The organism is Zarconia sp., from assembly GCF_057467645.1.
Genome location: NZ_JBRJXU010000083.1, coordinates 27,585 through 44,758, shown reverse-complemented (window position 1 = coordinate 44,758; position 17,174 = coordinate 27,585). Strand labels below are relative to the sequence as shown.

16 protein-coding genes are annotated in these 17,174 nt (G+C 49.3%); 12 read left to right on the top strand and 4 right to left on the bottom strand.

The annotated features are described in order from the left end of the window. Nucleotides 1–346 precede the first annotated feature (346 nt). Both ileS and AC2215_RS12755 read left to right on the top strand, forming a co-directional pair. Nucleotides 347–3,673: an isoleucine--tRNA ligase gene (gene ileS, locus AC2215_RS12760; protein ID WP_486810385.1), complete on the top strand. Its 3,327-nt coding sequence runs from the start codon at nucleotides 347–349 to the stop codon at nucleotides 3,671–3,673. Nucleotides 3,674–3,813: 140 nt separating this feature from the next. Beyond that, the gene (locus AC2215_RS12755; protein ID WP_486810384.1) at nucleotides 3,814–4,383 is read left to right on the top strand and encodes a dual specificity protein phosphatase family protein; all 570 of its coding nucleotides are present in this window, start codon (nucleotides 3,814–3,816) and stop codon (nucleotides 4,381–4,383) included. Nucleotides 4,384–4,818: 435 nt separating this feature from the next. Here AC2215_RS12755 and AC2215_RS12750 read toward each other — a convergent pair whose 3' ends face one another. Then, nucleotides 4,819–5,322 carry a helix-turn-helix domain-containing protein gene (locus AC2215_RS12750; RefSeq protein ID WP_486810423.1) on the bottom strand — a complete coding sequence of 168 codons (504 nt, stop codon included), beginning with the start codon at nucleotides 5,320–5,322 and terminating at the stop codon, nucleotides 4,819–4,821. A 217-nt stretch (nucleotides 5,323–5,539) separates the two neighbouring features. Between AC2215_RS12750 and AC2215_RS12745 the strand changes: the two genes are divergently transcribed. Next, nucleotides 5,540–6,031: a DUF6232 family protein gene (locus AC2215_RS12745; protein ID WP_486810383.1), complete on the top strand. Its 492-nt coding sequence runs from the start codon at nucleotides 5,540–5,542 to the stop codon at nucleotides 6,029–6,031. Nucleotides 6,032–6,059: 28 nt separating this feature from the next. Beyond that, nucleotides 6,060–6,533: a hypothetical protein gene (locus tag AC2215_RS12740; protein WP_486810382.1), complete on the top strand. Its 474-nt coding sequence runs from the start codon at nucleotides 6,060–6,062 to the stop codon at nucleotides 6,531–6,533. Nucleotides 6,534–6,736: 203 nt separating this feature from the next. Here AC2215_RS12740 and AC2215_RS12735 read toward each other — a convergent pair whose 3' ends face one another. Next, complete coding sequence (locus AC2215_RS12735) at nucleotides 6,737–7,078, bottom strand: element excision factor XisI family protein (protein WP_486810381.1); 342 nt, start codon at nucleotides 7,076–7,078, stop codon at nucleotides 6,737–6,739. Next, entirely contained in the window at nucleotides 7,060–7,482 is a 423-nt protein-coding gene (locus AC2215_RS12730) for a XisH family protein (RefSeq protein ID WP_486810380.1), read from the bottom strand. The genes AC2215_RS12735 and AC2215_RS12730 overlap by 19 nt, the downstream gene beginning before the upstream one ends. Nucleotides 7,483–8,016: 534 nt before the next feature. Here AC2215_RS12730 and AC2215_RS12725 point away from each other — a divergent pair. The 5 genes from AC2215_RS12725 (at nucleotide 8,017) to AC2215_RS12705 (ending at nucleotide 11,330) form a co-directional block, all read left to right on the top strand. Further along, complete coding sequence (locus AC2215_RS12725; RefSeq protein ID WP_486810379.1) at nucleotides 8,017–8,568, top strand: dihydrofolate reductase family protein; 552 nt, start codon at nucleotides 8,017–8,019, stop codon at nucleotides 8,566–8,568. Between the two features lie 17 nt (nucleotides 8,569–8,585). Continuing rightward, nucleotides 8,586–8,936: a VOC family protein gene (locus tag AC2215_RS12720; protein ID WP_486810378.1), complete on the top strand. Its 351-nt coding sequence runs from the start codon at nucleotides 8,586–8,588 to the stop codon at nucleotides 8,934–8,936. Between the two features lie 296 nt (nucleotides 8,937–9,232). After that, nucleotides 9,233–9,946, top strand: coding sequence for a transposase (locus tag AC2215_RS12715; protein WP_486810422.1), 714 nt, complete (start codon nucleotides 9,233–9,235; stop codon nucleotides 9,944–9,946). Beyond that, a complete protein-coding gene (locus AC2215_RS12710) occupies nucleotides 9,919–10,497 on the top strand; it encodes a hypothetical protein (RefSeq protein WP_486810377.1) in 579 nt (192 codons plus the stop codon). Before AC2215_RS12715 ends, AC2215_RS12710 begins: the two co-directional genes overlap by 28 nt. A gap of 299 nt (nucleotides 10,498–10,796) precedes the next feature. Further along, nucleotides 10,797–11,330, top strand: a complete 534-nt coding sequence (locus tag AC2215_RS12705) for a GNAT family N-acetyltransferase (RefSeq protein ID WP_486810376.1) — start codon at nucleotides 10,797–10,799, stop codon at nucleotides 11,328–11,330. A 26-nt stretch (nucleotides 11,331–11,356) separates the two neighbouring features. Here AC2215_RS12705 and AC2215_RS12700 read toward each other — a convergent pair whose 3' ends face one another. Continuing rightward, on the bottom strand, nucleotides 11,357–12,163 hold the full coding sequence (locus AC2215_RS12700; protein WP_486810375.1) for an oxidoreductase: 807 nt from the start codon (nucleotides 12,161–12,163) through the stop codon (nucleotides 11,357–11,359). A gap of 1,000 nt (nucleotides 12,164–13,163) precedes the next feature. Here AC2215_RS12700 and AC2215_RS12695 point away from each other — a divergent pair. From AC2215_RS12695 to AC2215_RS12685, 3 genes are all read left to right on the top strand, one after another. Then, the gene (locus tag AC2215_RS12695) at nucleotides 13,164–14,870 is read left to right on the top strand and encodes a choice-of-anchor I family protein (RefSeq protein WP_486810374.1); all 1,707 of its coding nucleotides are present in this window, start codon (nucleotides 13,164–13,166) and stop codon (nucleotides 14,868–14,870) included. A gap of 620 nt (nucleotides 14,871–15,490) precedes the next feature. After that, complete coding sequence (rnc, locus tag AC2215_RS12690; protein ID WP_486810373.1) at nucleotides 15,491–16,186, top strand: ribonuclease III; 696 nt, start codon at nucleotides 15,491–15,493, stop codon at nucleotides 16,184–16,186. Between the two features lie 152 nt (nucleotides 16,187–16,338). Beyond that, entirely contained in the window at nucleotides 16,339–17,040 is a 702-nt protein-coding gene (locus AC2215_RS12685) for a hypothetical protein (protein ID WP_486810372.1), read from the top strand. Nucleotides 17,041–17,174: the final 134 nt, after the last annotated feature.

Genomic DNA, 17,174 nt, shown 5'->3' with positions numbered 1-17,174 from the left:
GACGACATTTCACTTATTTCTTTTTCGTTCTATTGACAGGTGTATGTTCTTGAGTATCTATGACTAGATTAGAGCTTCTAAACGCTCTACAATCTGCTGTTATATTAAGTCCTCATAACCTATCAATTCCTGATGTTCTGCTTCGCTCAGTTTCCCCCATTCACACCGATCTCGTAATACATCTAAACGGACTCGATCGCTTTTTGGCGAATCTCAGTTGCCCGAGCCATTACCCGTACCTCCGTCACGATTCACTCATATTCTAAAGGAAGTCAGGCATCAAGCTCGATCGCACCCACTCCCACGCTAAAATAAGTAACTGTTCGACCCCCACCCGTAGCGAACCGTGAGCGAAGCCAACACCTATAGCGATACCGTCAATCTGCCCCAAACCACCTTCAGTATGCGGGCGAACTCCGTCAAGCGAGAACCGCAACTCCAGCAGTTCTGGGCGGACAATCAAGTTTACGAAACCCTCGCCCAAACCAACCCCGGCGAACCCTTCACCCTCCACGACGGTCCCCCCTACGCCAACGGCGACCTCCACGTCGGTCACGCCCTCAACAAGATTCTCAAAGATATCATCAATCGCTACAACATCCTTCAGGGACGCAAGGTTCGCTACGTTCCCGGTTGGGACTGCCACGGGTTGCCTATCGAACTCAAGGTATTGCAAAAACTCAAATCCAAGGAACGCAGAGAACTCACCCCCCTCGGACTGCGCCAAAAAGCCCGCGACTTCGCCCTCAAAACCGTAGACGCACAGCGGGAAAGCTTCAAGCGGTTTGGCGTGTGGGGAGATTGGGACGACCCCTACCTCACCCTCACTCCCGAGTACGAAGCAGCGCAGATTGCAGTGTTCGGTAAAATGGCCCTCAAAGGCTATATCTATCGCGGCCTCAAACCCGTTCACTGGAGTCCCAGTTCCCAAACAGCCTTAGCTGAAGCGGAGTTGGAATATCCCGAAGGTCACGTTTCCCCCAGTCTCTACGCCGCTTTCCAAGTCACAGAACTCGCCCAGAACCAGGAAGCTTTAGAAGAATACCTGCCGAATCTGTGGGTGGCCATCTGGACGACGACGCCCTGGACGCTGCCGGGGAATTTGGCAGTGAGCGTCAACCCCGATTTAACCTACGCGGTGGTGAAAGCGGGAGAAGATTGCGCCCCGGCAGCCGGGAAACTCCTGATTGTCGCCGCAGAAACGGTAGAACGACTAGCTAAAACTTGGGAAACGGAACTCGAAGTTCTCACCACAATTAAAGGGGAAGCTCTCGAACATTGTAAATACAAACATCCCCTGTTCGATCGCACCAGCGAAGTGGTCATCGGCGGCGATTACGTCACTACCGAATCCGGGACGGGACTGGTACACACCGCACCGGGACATGGTTTGGAAGACTACCAGGTGGGGATGCGCTACAACCTGCCGATGCTGTCTCCGGTGGATAAAAACGGCAACATGACCGAAGACGCCGGACCCTTTGCGGGGTTGAACGTCCTCAAAGATGCCAATGCCAAAATTATCGAAGCCCTCGAAGAAGTAGAGGCGTTCCTGAAGCGGGAACCCTACCAACACAAATATCCCTACGATTGGCGCACCAAAAAACCGACGATTTTCCGGGCGACGGAACAGTGGTTTGCCTCCGTGGATGGATTCCGGGAAGAAGCCCTCAACGCGATTTCCGAGGTGAAGTGGATTCCCGCCCAGGGAGAAAACCGGATCGTTTCCATGGTACAAGAGCGATCGGACTGGTGTATCTCCCGCCAGCGCAATTGGGGCGTACCGATTCCCGTTTTCTACGACGAGGAGACCGGAGAACCCCTCCTGAATGAAGAAACCATCGAATACGTCCGGGCGATCGTTGCCGAGAAAGGTTCCGATGCCTGGTGGGAAATGTCGGTGGAAGAACTGCTGCCGGAATCCTACCGCGACAACGGACGCACCTATACCAAGGGAACGGACACCATGGATGTGTGGTTCGATTCCGGTTCTTCCTGGGCCGCAGTGGCGCAACAGCGAGGCTTAGGCTATCCGGTGGATATCTACCTCGAAGGTTCCGACCAACATCGGGGTTGGTTCCAGTCGAGTTTGCTCACCAGCGTCGCCAATAACGGCACAGCCCCCTACAAACAGGTTCTCACCCACGGGTTCACCCTGGATGAAAAGGGATACAAACAATCGAAATCCCTGGGAAATACCGTCGATCCGAAAGTGGTGATTAACGGCGGCAACAACCAGAAGAAAGAACCCCCCTACGGTGCCGACGTGTTGCGGTTGTGGGTGTCTTCGGTGGACTACACCAACGATATGCCCCTAGGTCCCACCATTCTCAAGCAGATGGCGGATGTCTACCGCAAAATTCGCAATACGGCGCGGTTCCTGCTGGGAAATTTGCACGATTTCGACCCGGCGAAGGATGCAGTGGCATACGAAGAGTTGCCGGAGTTGGATCGGTATATGCTGCACCGGATGACGGAGGTGTTTGCCGAGGTGAAAGAGGCCTTCGACACCTACCAATTCTCCCGGTTCTTCCAAACGGTGCAGAATTTCTGCGTGGTGGATTTGTCCAACTTCTACCTGGATGTGGCGAAAGACCGCCTCTATATCAGTACTGCCGATGCCTCTCGCCGCCGCAGTTGCCAGACGGTACTGGCGATTGCGGTGGAAAATCTGGCCAAATCCATCGCCCCGGTTCTGTGCCACATGGCGGAGGATATCTGGCAAAATCTCCCCTACTCCACTCCCTACAAATCGGTATTTGAAGCGGGTTGGGTGCGCTTGGATGAAGGTTGGCAGCAGCCGGAATTGGGAGAATCTTGGCAGAAATTGCGCTTCTACCGTACGGAAGTGAATAAGGTGATGGAAAAAGCGCGAGCTGAAAAGGCGATCGGATCTTCCCTGGAGGCGAAGGTGTTGCTTTACGTTCCCGATGCGGCTGGGCGATCGCAACTTGCCCAAATGAATCCCGGCGTGGGAACGGCAGAACCGGCGATCGAAGCGAGCTTACCGCAAACCACTGAGGTGTCATCTTCTGGGAACGCCCAACTTTCTCAAGTCTCTTCTAGTTTCTCGTGGAATTGGCAAAGTCTCAAACCCGCCCTGATTAACCTCCTCACCATCTTCGTCCTATTTGTCATCGCCCATATCACCGTCGATGTCCTGGCTGCTATTCACCGCATCGCCGTCCTGCCGAAATTCTTCGAGTTGGTGGGAATCGGTTGGGGGATTTGGTTTGCCTATCGTCAGATGCTGTTTGCAAGCGATCGCCAAGCCTTCTGGGAAGGGGTGGAAGCATTCTTTGAAAATGCACCGTTCCAGACTTCGAGTGAAGTGGCGATCGCAACGCCTCCCACCTCCAAAGTTGTCGAACCCGTTGCAGAACCGGCACCGGAAACCGCACCACCCAACCCCGCCCAACTCCTCCCCGGCGGCAACAACGTCGACGAACTGCGCTACCTATTTATCTGCTCTCAGGTGGAACTGCTCGATTCTCCCGCATCTCTGACGCAACTAGAATACGCAGAACAGTCCGATGCGATCGGGGTGGGAGTTACCAAAGCCGATGGTCACAAGTGCGAGCGTTGCTGGAACTACTCCACCCACGTGGGGGATTTCCCCGATCGAGCCACGGTTTGCGAGCGTTGCAATGCTGCGTTAGATGGGGAGTTTTAAACTCTCCGTTCTGAATGCGGACAAACCCTGACTGCGCAGGTCACATAAAATATGGACTCTTTTTCAGTCTCATCGCCGTACTTCTGGCAACGGTTGCCGTAATACACCGGAGTTGGCTGTTCCTACTCCTGTGGCCTGCATTGAGCTTCGCAATCGTTGCCATGGGCTATTTCCACTTGGGTCCGCGTGTCTACGGGAAATCCGCTTGCGGTCTTCTCTCGCCAACAAATCAGCTTCTGCTGCTTCCGTATTTGCTGTGTTTGCGATCGCTCTGGCATATCATCCGTTTTGTCCGACGCGAACCCCCATTCAACCAACTCACCGATTGCATTTTCATTGGTCGCCGACTCTTGTCTCGGGAACTACCTGACGATATCGATCGCGTTATCGATCTCACCTGTGAATTCAACGAACCCAGAACATTGCGGTGGCGATCGTATCATTCTTTTCAAATACTCGATGGCTTTGCACCATCGCCGAAACAGCTACGGCAATGGGTCGAACGAGTTGCGGGTCTATCTGGCAATATTTACATTCACTGTGCGGAAGGTCGCGGGCGTACGGGTTTGTTCGCTGCTGCATTGCTGCTTCACATCGGTCATTCGCCAACAGCCAATGACGCACTACAATTCATCAAATCCAAACGTCCGCACGTTCGGCTTGGCAAACATCAGCTAGCGGTCTTGCACTCAACTCATAATGTCTCTTAAAGTTGGCGTCGGTTCCAAATTGGTGTCACGTCCCCCAAATCGAGGAAAAATTGCCGGATTTTCGGACGAGTTTACAAGGGTTTCAGGGCGTGGTAAAGTATGTTCGTGGGGCGGAGCTATGTCTAGTTTTAGTACACAAAACAAATAAACTTCAACTCACCTCCTCAGATTCTACCGTTCGATTTCGTCTAAAAATTTTAAGTGTTTAATTATTGAGCTGCATACCCCGTCAAAGGACAAACTTCAGGCGGTGTGAGGTTTTTACCCTTTTCTTCAGCCCCTGAATCCAAAATTCGGTTTTGAACTCCCGATCGACCCCAAAATCGAGGAAAAATTGCCAGATTTTCGAACGAGTTTACAAGGGGTTCAGGGGGTGATAAAGTACATTCGTGGGGCGAAGCTACATTTATTTATAGTACAAAAAACAAATAAACTTCAACTTACCTCCTCAGATTCTACTCGTTCGATGTCCTCTAAAGACAGTTGCAGTGCTTCTGCGATTTGGGGACTATTTAAGCCGAACTGCCGTAGTTTTGCGATCGTTTCTATCTCAGTTTCGGTGAGATTGTGTTGTCGATCGGTTTGAGGTTGGGGGCGATCGTTGCTTGGGTCGGAATTGTGTGAATCCGAACACACATTAATATACCCAACAACATTGCGATCGCCAAAGGAAATATTCAGATTATCCTGTCGCTCTAAAACCGATCTCAGATTCTTTTTATCCACAGGTTCTTCAAAGACATCTGACAAGAGTTTAAAAAATTCGTAACCCACATCTTTTGCATGACCCTGCGTGCAATTATAGCCTTCTGCAATTTCCGAATACTTTTTTTGCTTCAGCGTTCCCTCAATAATTCCACGTTGCAAGTCATTTAAATGTTTTCCTGTCTTTGCATATACAGCCTCATCGATAAGTTTCACGATTTCGTCAACCTGCATCATTTAAGGGGTAAGAGTAAAAGAGTTTAGCCAATATTATAGCCAACTTAATCCGTCCTTTTCCGCCTTGTTCCGTCTTGATGTATTTTTCAACAAAGTTCCGCCTTTTTCCGCTTGGCAGTTTTAAAAATCTTAGACTAGCCTTATATGTAAATCCGCATTCAAACCCTTTTAAAATTGTTTGAATCTAAAAAAATACGATTTGCAAATTTCATCTATGACTACTACCAATTATTTTAATAATAATAAAAATATTAGATTGAAGAAAAATACTGTTATTACAATTACAAAAAAAACACTTCGTTTTGCAAGAAATGTTTATCAAACTCAGAATATTACAGGCTTCGGAGAAGGACAAGTTGAGATAGGACAAATACCTTGGGGGATTATCATTACTATTTTTCTTATTGGACTCATTATCGTTACTTTTAGAAATGGGATTGGTCTGTTATTAATTTTAATTGCTATTGCTGGTGCTGTATGGAATTTTGCTAAACCCAAACATTATGGTTTACTTTTAACGCTTAATTCAGGAGATAAAGCTTTATTTGTGACAACGGACAAACAAAACTTAAAAATTGTGATTGACGAACTGTATGAAATGATGGAAGCAGGAGAAAGTAAAGCTTACCAAATCATAATCAAAGATAGTCAAGTTGAAGGCAATTTTGTTCAAGGATATGCTGGAGGAAATGTTTTATATCGGTAAAACTTAAGGTTATTAACTGGAGACAGAAATGGATAACAAATCAATTCAACTCAGTAATGGTAATTTCTTGGGTAATATCGTTCAAGGCGATGTCCAGGGAAATGTAGAAGCAAATATTGAATCGGGCGATCGGAGCGAATCAAAATCGGAGATATTCAATACAGATTTGAGAGGCGCGAATATAGGCAACTACGCCAACAAAGTTTCAGACAATGCTAGACAGCAAGCCCATCAATATAACTATTCTTCTCAAGATGAGAAAACCCTGGCTGAATCCGCAAAAACTATTCAGAAGCTGATTCAAAAATTTAGAGAGGATAAGCCTAATGCTACTTATGGTGAAACAGTAGCCTATGTTCATAATGAAACCACTCCGGGTTTCAAGGAGCGTGTAGTTGGAGCTTTGAAAGCCGCTGGAGAAACGGCTATTGAAGAGGTTTTGGATAATCCTTATGTGAATATTACCAAGGATTGTATTAAAGGTTGGATGAATCCAGGATAAGCTTTCTCCAGATAGAATCTAGTTGAGGTTGGTGGGTAGTTTGATGACTTGTGGGAAAGGAAAGTCTCCGCAAGCAAAACTGCCCACCCTACAAATTTATATGGCTATAACCACGATTGGGATTACACTTAAAATTTTTAATTTTGCGAAAAGTGAGCGGTATCGGTTTCCGTCCAGTTCAACTTTTCAAGACACATTTTTAATTATTTAACTGCATACCCAGTCAGAGGACGAACTTCAGGCGGCTTAAATCCCAAAACAATTCGCTCTTTCGGAATTCCCGCATTCTCCAAATCTAAAGCAATTCCCTCCTCCGTTCCATCTCGCTGAATCCAGATTTTATCGTCAATAATTTCGAGATGAATCGTACAGCCATGTTCGTAGCGACGTCCTTCCCAACCCAATACTAGAATCAGATAGCGATCTTGGTTACGATCGAAAACAGTCTCTTTCTTCACCTGACTGTAAGAATAGGGGATTGACGCATAATCTCGCAATACCTGCTCGATGATATCTCTCCACTGCTCTAAATAGACGGTATCCATCGATCGATTAACTCCTGCGTCGGTTCAAAAACAATCAAACGTAAACGCTTCTTTCTCAGCAATAACTGACCGAGAGGTTCTTCAAACAAGCTTTCATAAGCCCAGATAGGTAACGCCAGATAGAGTAACCGTTTCGGTTGCAACTCACTCAGAACGTCAAAGTAAAGAACGTACTGCCCTAGCGCTTTTTCTAAGTCATCCATCTCCGAACGACCACCAAACGTTTTGACCTCTACAGCTATTTTACGTGCTTCCTTTTGCGCTGCGAGTAACTGTGATGCCCCCAAATCGATATACATATCCTTGCGCCCCCACTTTAAATGCAATGGGTCGTCGGTAATCGTCCAGCCGTCCTTAATCAAGGCGTGTTTGACGGCATGGTGGTAAATGTCTCGTGCAGGCATGAATGGATTAAACAGCGGTAGAATTGGTCTTGAGATCGTAATCAGTATTATCCATTATGGCGATCGCACCCAAAGCTTGATACCGTCAGGGCGAACGCTTCTATAGCCCGTCGGTATAGCTGCGCTCAAACCCCGATCGAAGTGCGGTTTTTACCCTTTTCTTCAGCCCCTGAATCCAAAATTCGGTTTTGAACTCCCGATCGACTCCAAAATCGAGGAAAAATTGCCAGATTTTCGGACGAGTTTACAAGGGGTTCAGGGGGTGATAAAGTACCTTAGTGGGGCGCAGCTATGTCTAGTTTTAGTACACAAAACAAATAAACTTCAACCTGCCTCTTCAGATTCTACTCGTTCGTTTGCGGTAACCGCTTAACGTTATCCATTGACGGAATTGCCAAAATATAGCAGTTGGCACCCTTTACACATTTTCAGTCATGGGGAATGGGGAACGGGAAATGGGGAATAGGGAATAGAAAAAACGATTTCTTCAATCGTGTCAATCAACTAGCGAGAAACGCGATAAATCAAAAAGAAATGAACCCAAAAGTTTCTGTTTTTATTGCCACCAGTTTAGATGGATTTATTGCTCGCAAAAATGGCGAACTCGATTGGTTGAACGATGCTAACGCCACCGTTACCGAGGGTGAAGATTGTGGCTATCGTGTCTTCATGGATTCGATCGATACTTTGATTATGGGGCGCAAAACCTACGAACAAGTCCTATCTTTTGGCGAATGGCCTTACGGCGAGACTCCTGTTATTGTCATGAGTCGGAGTTCGATCGCATTTCCCGCCAACCTACCCAATACCGTCACCCATTCCTCAGAAACGCCGCGCGTATTGTCCGATCGACTCTCAGCCACCGGAGCAAAACACCTTTACGTTGACGGTGGCATGACGATTCAAAGTTTCCTCAGAGAGGGACTCATTGACGAACTCACCATTACAGTCATTCCGATTATCCTGGGAGATGGAATACCACTGTTTGCCTCGATCGGGAAAGATATCTTGCTGACTCATCTGAGTACGAAAGCGTACGATTTTGGATTTGTACAAACGAGGTATTCTGTCATCAAAGAGATTTGAAGATCTAGAATGAAATTATGAACGAGCATGAAAATATATACGTTGAGTTTCCCGCACGGGATATCAAAGCGACTAAAATATTCTTTACTGAAGTCTTTGGTTGGTCTTTTGTCGATTTTGGTTCGGACTACACTGCTTTTTCCGATGAAGGTATCGATGGTGGCTTTTTTAAGTCCGATCTAATAGCTTCTACCCAAAATGGTAGTGCTCTTATCGTTTTTTATAGTAAAGCATTAGAGCAAACCCGAGCGAAGATCGAACATGCGGGTGGTTCGATAATCAAACCGATATTCCCCTTTCCAGGAGGTCGTCGTTTCCACTTTAGCGACCCCAACGGGAACGAATACGCTGTTTGGTCAGATATATAGCAGTCGCGCCTTGCAATTAGGACACTCGTGAAGGTGGGCTTCGGGGGCTTCGGAAGCATCGGGGGCAGCGGTCGGACCCCGCGTCGGCGACAGACGCAAGGGAACGCCGACCGTTGGGGGGAAGACTTCCGGCAGATTACACAATTTACTGGAGTTTAGACAAAAGTGCGATCGGGCGAGTACTCGACTTGAAGGTCGAGCACTCGATGGGGGAAGCTCAGATTACTCACTAATCTCAGTCAACCCATGAAAAGTTTGACGGGTCGGATGTTTTTCGCAACCGAGCCTATAGCCTACTGGGTAACGGCAGAGACGGCTTATTTGACTTAATGGATGCGACCCTGACCACTCGAAGCGTACCGAGCTTTGCCGAACTGTCACTCTCTCGAGTATTTCGTCGTCAATGGTCGAGTCTCTACAAAGTACTCGGGCGAAGTCAGCTACCGGCTGAAGCATTGATGAAATTGTATGCACAGCACCTACCCCAACCCCCTCACAAGACTCAAATCGTGTTAGCTCGAGATCATACAGCATGGTCGAGGCTGTGGTCGCCAACCCTCAAGGAACGAACCTACGAACATCAACCCCAGAAGCATCCGGGAGCCAAACCGGTGACAGTCGGTCAAGGCTACAGTAGTGTGGTGTGTATACCCGAAGCCCAGGGAACATGGGCGCTACCATTACTCCACGAGCGCATCACCAGCTTTGAAACCCCCCTCGAAAAAGCCGCATCGCAGCTCAAACAAGTGTGTGAAGTCCTATCGGAGCGACCGATATCGTTGTGGGACTCAGAATACGGTTGTGCTCCCTTTATTCAAATGACCGCAGACATCCCTTGTGACAAGCTCATGCGCCTACGCTCGAATCGGGTACTCTACGGTCCACCCCCAAATTACTGCGGTCGCGGTCGCCCCCGCAAGCATGGCGAGCTAGTTAAGCGCACGATGAGAGCACCTGGTGGCTTCCGCACGAGAAAACGGATGTGGTTGATGAAAAACTCGGACATCTGAGAATCCGACGCTGGGGAGAGTTACACTTCTACAAGAGTGCAGACCATCCTATGGAACTGATACTCGTGGAACGACTTGACCAGATGGGTCAGCGTACCCATCGTCCTCTATGGCTCATTTGGACTGGACAGAAAATGCCAGCCCTCGACACCCTCTGGTCCCTTTACCTCAGACGGTTTTGTGTAGACCATTGGTATCGATTCATCAAACAGCGACTTCATTGGTGCTTACCCCATCTGGGCACCGCCGAACAAACCGCTGTGTGGAGTCACTTAATGCCCTTGATGACCTGGCAACTGTGGTTGGGGAGTCACCACGTCCGAGACAATCCCCTTCCGTGGCAAAAACCATTGACTCATCAAACCCCCGGACGGGTGGCTAACGCTTTCGCATCGATTTTAGTCAACATTGGCACACCAGCCATGTTGCCCAAACTCCGAGGAAAATCTACGGGGTGGCCCACCGGTCGAGTCCGAACTCCTCGTCCCCGATTTCCCACGGTGAAAAAGAGCTACTCGCGACCCCGGTCTAAGACACGAGTGAGCGGTTAATTCCAAATCTTCCCACCAAATGTCTATGCTCAACCCTACCCAAAGGATTGAGCTAGATTCGCAGTGCCTAACTCCGAAGTTTGTCTAAACTCCAGACAATTTACTGGTGTTGTCTTAATATCAAGTCGGAATGAATACCCACAATATAGAAAAGTGCGTGTCAGTGCATGTCAATGATATAAGTCTCTGCCATAGCCGCTTAATTGTGGGTGTTTAACCCGACTTGATATAACTCGAATAGCGACTGCTATAAATCCATAACTATCATCATTTGCAATATACAGAAAAACAGAGAAAACATGCAGATTCGAGAAGCATTAGATTCCGATTTAAACGATGTCTTATCCATCGAACGCGCGGCATTTGGTGAAGAAGATGAAGCCGAATTAGTACAGAACCTTTTGAACGATGCCAGCGCTAAACCCCTACTTTCCCTAGTCGCTTTTCAAGGCGATCGCCCAGTCGGACATATTCTCTTTAGCAAGGCACATTTAAGCAACAACCCAACGGTTTCGATCGCCATTTTAGCCCCCCTCGCCGTGATTCCCGAGGCTCAAAAACAAGGCATTGGGGGCAAACTTATCGAACGCGGGATGCAGCTTTTATCGCAATCCGGAGTTGATTTAGTCTTCCTCGCAGGGTATCCGTCATATTACACCCGTCACGGCTTCCAACCCGCGAGTCCTCTCGGATTGGAACCCACTTATCCTATGCCGGAAGAATACCCCGATGCCTGGATGGTTCGGGCGCTGCGTCCGGATATTTTGGGTTCGGTTTCGGGAAAGGTCATGTGTGCGGATGCGTTAAATAAACCCGAATATTGGCGAGAGTGAACGACCAGACGCTCATCGTCAAGTTCTCAACCCGATCGAAACATCGCCCCAATCAAACCGTCCCAAGCCCAATCCGGCAGCAACCAACGCAGAAAGATCGACGTTTGGGCATCCAGAGGCGTGGCGTATCGCCGTTCGGGATTGGGGCTATTGAGGGCTTCCGAAACCGTCTTTGCAACCACATCGGGACTCGCAGCATTTGGGTAAAGATCGAGGAATTTTGCCATCGATTCAACCAGTGAGCTGTATGCCGAGCCTTGAGAGGTTTCCCGTAACCTCCGAGCGGCAACACCAGACCATTCACTCTCAATTAAACCCGGTTGAACGACAACCACGCGAATGCCAAAGGGTTCGGTTTCCAGCCGCAGTGCATCGGAGAGGACTTCCACGGCGTGTTTTGTGGCGTGATACCAACCCCCAATGGGAGACCAAATTCGCCCCCCCATGGAGCTGATATTGACGATCGTGCCGGATTTTGCACTGCGCATGGTCGGTAGAACCAGTTGCGTTAACCGCATCAATCCAAATACGTTCACCTCAAACTGCCGCTTTGCCTCGGAAATGGGGACATCTTCGAGGGCTCCGTAAGATCCGTAGCCGGCATTATTCACCAGAGCATCAATCCGTCCTTCCGCAGCCAGTAGGGTTTCGATCGCCGCTGTCATACTGGTTTCTTCGGTGACATCGAGAGACAGAACTTTCGCCCCAGTAGCGGCGATATCCTCCATTTTCTCCACGCGCCGCGCCCCACCGTAAACGATCCAGTCATCTTTGAGGAGTTGGTAGACAATCGACTTCCCAATCCCAGATGAAGCCCCTGTTACCAAAGCCACTTTTTTGTTTGAATTACCAGAGTTCGAACCACCAGACATCAGAATTTTTTATTCTAGATTACCCACTTCAGCGTGAACTACCAGACGTTCATCGTCAAAGGTCGCGGCTACGCTACTCCCGACGATAGAACGCTCGCTTCCGGTTTCATCCGCCGTCGCCTTTTCACCTAAAGATGATTAGGTCTTATACAGCGTCCACTGGTTTTGCTCAGTTTCCTGACACTTACAGCTATAGAGCGCGAGGCTCTAACCCGGCAGCCGCCCTGGTTCCCAAGGCAGAAAATTATTTGTATGTGTGTATTTGTATGTGTGTGGGTTTTTACGATTTTACGTGAGGCTAAGTATGGCTTTGACTAAGCGCGACTCTGCCTATTCCCCGATCTCTGCCGAGTACATTTATACCGCTACGGTTGCCTCTTAGTCATTCGGGTGGGTCGAGCAAATAGCTCCAACCATTAATATTCTACGGCACAAAGTCTGGACATTCTGGAAACAAAAAAACGTGTTGGTTGAAAATTTTCGAGGCATCGTTCGCGTAGCGTCTGGGCAGGAGAAACCTCTCAATTTTCATCGGCGTTGTTGCACAATCGGCGACGCTCACTCTCCGCGACGGCGTGAGCGAAGCTCCCTTACTTCCGTCCCCCAGTAGAGCGCGGTGCAGCCCCTGCGGTCTTGGCGGTTTCCGTCTCGGAGCAACTGGCTCACCCGGAGGGGACTTGCTCTTCCCCTCAAACTCCCCATAGTTAAAACGTTCCTTCCCTGGAGACAATCGCAAAACATGCCAGATTGCCGATCGACCTTCAAACAACAACTAAGTAAATTCACTTATTAAATTGCGTGAAGATTTCATGAACGGTGCTTGTAAGCGTTGACTTCAAACCTCAAGTATCAGTATTATTACGCACAATCTATCGATTTTTAAGTGCGATTTTCGGTATGTTCGGGGTCTTCATGGTTCAACGCACTTTTTCAACCTTCAAGCAGCTCAGTATATTTACATATGTTTGGCATCTCAGAGTTCTTTTCTTCCACTCGATCGCAAATCCTCCAGCGCTTCCGGGCATCCGGATTCCCTAACCCATTCCGTCGCCACCACTTCAGCGCGATCGCCTTATCCGCACTACCGCTTTTTTGCCTAGCAGCCCCCGCCACAGCCATTCGCCTCAAACCCATCGGCACCTTTGAAACCGGTATCTTCGATGACAGCGCTGCAGAAATTGCCGCTTTTGACCCGCTCGGGCAAAATATATTCGTCACCAACAATGCCGCCAATCGGATCGATGTTCTGAGCGCCAGCGATCCAACCAACCCCACCCTGAATTTTTCCATCGATCTCAATCCTTTCGGGGCCGGTGTCAACAGCGTTGCTTTTCAGGATGGTCTCCTCGCGGTTGCCGTAGAAAATGCGATCGCCCAAGAACCCGGTCGCGTCGTCTTCTTCGACCCCTTGGGTGGCTTCCTCAACTCCGTCGTCGTCGGAGCGATACCGGATATGGTAACCTTCACCCCCGACGGCACGAAGATTTTAGTCGCCAACGAGGGGGAACCCAACGACGATTTCAGCGTCGACCCCGAAGGTTCGGTGAGCATTATCGATTTATCGAGTGGCGCGAATCCCACCGTCACCACCGCCGGATTGACTCAGTTTAATAACGCAGTTCTCGACGATAGCGTCCGTATCTTCGGACCGGGGGCAACAGTTGCCCAGGATTTGGAACCCGAGTTTATCGCTGTTTCCGAAGACTCTTCCACTGCCTGGGTAACCCTACAAGAGAACAACGCCTTCGGTATCCTGGATTTAACCACCGGTGAATTCATCGATATTGTCGGACTCGGCTTCAAAGACCACAGCTTGCCTGGAAATGGCTTAGATGCCAGCGACGAAGATGGGGGAATTAATATCGCCAATGTGCCGGTATTGGGGATGTTTCAACCGGATTCGATCGATACCTACAGCTTCGGCGGGGAAACCTTTATCGTTTCGGCGAACGAAGGGGATGCGCGCGATTTTGAAGAGGAACGGGTAGAAAACCTCACCCTCGATCCCACGGCGTTCCCCAATGCCGACGAACTGCAACAACCGGAGGTTTTAGGTCGCCTGGAAGTCACCAATACCTTAGGAGATACCGACGGGGATGGAGATTTCGACAGCCTGTTCGCTTTCGGCGCGCGGTCTTTCTCGATTTGGGATGCCGAAGGCAACCTCGTTTTCGATAGTGGTGACGATTTCGAGCAAATTACAGCCGATTTGTTTCCCGACTTCTTCAACTCCGATAACGACGAAAATACCTTCGATACCCGCAGCGATGCCAAAGGTCCCGAACCCGAAGCCATCACCATCGGTCAAATCGCCGATCGCACCTTTGCCTTTATCGGGTTAGAGCGCGTCGGCGGCATCATGACCTACGATATCACCGACCCCTTTGCTCCTTTCTTTGTCGATTACGTTAACAATCGCAACTTTTTCGGCGACCCGGAACTGGGGACGGCAGGAGACCTCGGTCCGGAAGGCTTGCTCTTTATCGGCGCAACGGACAGTCCGACCCAAGCACCGTTAATTATCGCCACCAACGAAGTGAGCGGCACGACGACACTGTTTGCGATTGAGGAAGAAAGCGTTCCCGAACCTTCGACTCTCTTGGGTTTATTGGGGTTTGGTGTATTGGGTGCGATCGCTCGCAAGGGTCGAAACACGATGAGTGCGTAACTAAACGCTTGCCATCGATCTCGTCGGTCCTTCCCCAATCTCGGTTTCATCGCCTTGAGGTTGGGGATTTTGCTGTGGTGTTCGTGTTTGGACATTGGTGAAAGGTTAGAATCACTGATGATTTGTCTTGCCCCAGATTTAGTGTCGTCAAGCGAGAAGTGTTGCCACAGCGAAAAGCGATCGCATCTTACCTATACGATCGCCCCTGTTGAGTGCGTTCTGGCACTCTTTTTTGGCTTGGGCTTTTTACGTATTTACCCTGAAACCAATATCCGAGTGATTTAGATTATATACGTGTTTTTACAGAGAATAGTCTTGCACTTTAGTTAATTTTACGTAGCTTAGGAAAAATACCGCCCACGATGAAGATATTGTATTTTCGATCGCATTTTGGGAACTTAAAATCGATCGAGGTCTCGCGTGCGTTCCTCTGGAACGGAAAAGACTCTAAAATCTTCGGTGAACATATTGGAACTGAGCACACCACGGGTGGTAATTATCCGAGGTCGTGAGGAGGGCATACATTCCCTATTCCCTATTCCCTATTCCCCATTCCCCACCTTCACCGGAAACTGTCCGATCCCGAACTGACGTTAAAATCTAAAATTGGTACTGTTGCGATGTCTGACTCCCTACCGCCTATTCGAGATCGCCAACTGCTCGAGCGAGCGCTAACTCATCGATCGTACGTTAACGAGCATCCCACCGAAACCAATAACGAACGGCTGGAGTTTCTCGGCGATGCGGTGTTGGGATTTTTGGTGGGGGAACTCCTCTACACTCGCTACCCCCAAATGAGCGAAGCACAACTGACGCGAATGCGATCGGCCCTAGTGGATGAAACCCAACTGGGTCAACTGGGTCGGGAGATGGGAATTGGGGCGATCGTTCGTTTGGGTCGGGGGGCCGATCTCGATGGCGGACGGGACAGTCCGTCGATTCTCAGCGATACCTTCGAAGCGCTGATTGCCGCCTATTTTTTAGAAGCGGGTATTGAGGCCGTACGCGATTACGTTCGCGAAGTCTTTACCGGTTTGGCCCAAAACCGGGTGCAAGAGGGAGCGCCTCTGCCGCCTCAAAGTTTCATTGATACCAAAAACCAGTTCCAGCAATGGGTACACGCCTACTTTAAAGAAAGCGAGAAGCCCAAACCGGAGTATGTTATTGTCAAACAAAGCGGTCCCGACCACGCGAAAGAGTTTGTTGCCGAAGTTCGGGTGAACGATCGCGTTTACGGACGAGGTCGAGGTCGCCGAAAGCAAGAAGCCGAAAAAAAAGCAGCCGAAGATGCCCTGAAACAACTAGGGTTACTTTAGGGTGGCTCCAACGAGTTTTCTTTCCACGCAAAATGGTAAGATACGAGGCACGATCGAGGGTGTTGTCGATCGCTTCGGACTCCAGGTGCAACATCGCGTGCAGAGATGACAATCCCAGCCTTATCGAATCTCTACCCAATCTCGAAAGAATAATGCTCGAAATTTTAGTCTGGAGTCTTTTTGTCGGTAGTCTGGGTATTGAGGGTGCGATCGCCGGAGGGTGGCTGTATTGGCAGCAAAAGGCGACAAAGCAGACCCATGAGGAGGAGGAAGAATTTTTGACCCACTACAATACAGAAAAAGAAATCTGGCAAGAGGATTTACCCCAGTCCAACATCCCCCAACCCAACATCTCCCCATCTAACATTTCCGAATCGAACGGCACCGCATCGAACGGCACCGAATCGAATGGTAATGTGCGATCGCAACCTCACCCGCAATCCGATCGTCTCGTCGATCCGCGCTTGGTGGGCTGGGAATACAAAATTGTCCGGGCCAGTCGGGATTTGTTTCGCGATGCGACAATTTTGCAAAAACTACGGGATGAAGAAGCAGAAGCCGGTTGGATCTTACTGGAAAAGTTAGACGATCGCCGGATTCGATTCAAGCGTCCGATCGCCATGGCGCAAATCCTCGAATCGGAGTATCTCAAAATCGATCCCTATCGTTCCCACTACGGTTCTCATGGGAATCCCCTGAGTTGGTTCGGGGCAATTGTCGCGATTGCGACCCTCGCACTCCCAGCCTATCTGGGTTATACCTTAGTTGCAACGACCCTCGATCGAGATCGACTCGAATCGGAACCAGCATTGCCATCTCCAAGTTCTTCCACACTTCCCACGTCGAGTCCTTAATTTGATAGCCGTTATCAGTTAGACCGAGTTCGGTTAAATACTGAGAACTGAGGTGAAAGCGAGCATCGGGGGCATCGGTAGCTCTCGGAGGTGCGGGGAGAGCATTGGAAATAGAGATTCAGTATTGGTGAAAG

Coding starts and splice junctions, on each gene's coding strand:
- AC2215_RS12750 (WP_486810423.1), bottom strand. CDS start 5,322: ATGCAGGTTGACGAAATCGTGAAACTTATCGATGAGGCTGTATATGCA.
- AC2215_RS12745 (WP_486810383.1), top strand. CDS start 5,540: ATGACTACTACCAATTATTTTAATAATAATAAAAATATTAGATTGAAG.
- AC2215_RS12740 (WP_486810382.1), top strand. CDS start 6,060: ATGGATAACAAATCAATTCAACTCAGTAATGGTAATTTCTTGGGTAAT.
- AC2215_RS12735 (WP_486810381.1), bottom strand. CDS start 7,078: ATGGATACCGTCTATTTAGAGCAGTGGAGAGATATCATCGAGCAGGTA.
- AC2215_RS12730 (WP_486810380.1), bottom strand. CDS start 7,482: ATGCCTGCACGAGACATTTACCACCATGCCGTCAAACACGCCTTGATT.
- AC2215_RS12725 (WP_486810379.1), top strand. CDS start 8,017: ATGAACCCAAAAGTTTCTGTTTTTATTGCCACCAGTTTAGATGGATTT.
- AC2215_RS12720 (WP_486810378.1), top strand. CDS start 8,586: ATGAACGAGCATGAAAATATATACGTTGAGTTTCCCGCACGGGATATC.
- AC2215_RS12705 (WP_486810376.1), top strand. CDS start 10,797: ATGCAGATTCGAGAAGCATTAGATTCCGATTTAAACGATGTCTTATCC.
- AC2215_RS12695 (WP_486810374.1), top strand. CDS start 13,164: ATGTTTGGCATCTCAGAGTTCTTTTCTTCCACTCGATCGCAAATCCTC.
- rnc (WP_486810373.1), top strand. CDS start 15,491: ATGTCTGACTCCCTACCGCCTATTCGAGATCGCCAACTGCTCGAGCGA.
- AC2215_RS12685 (WP_486810372.1), top strand. CDS start 16,339: ATGCTCGAAATTTTAGTCTGGAGTCTTTTTGTCGGTAGTCTGGGTATT.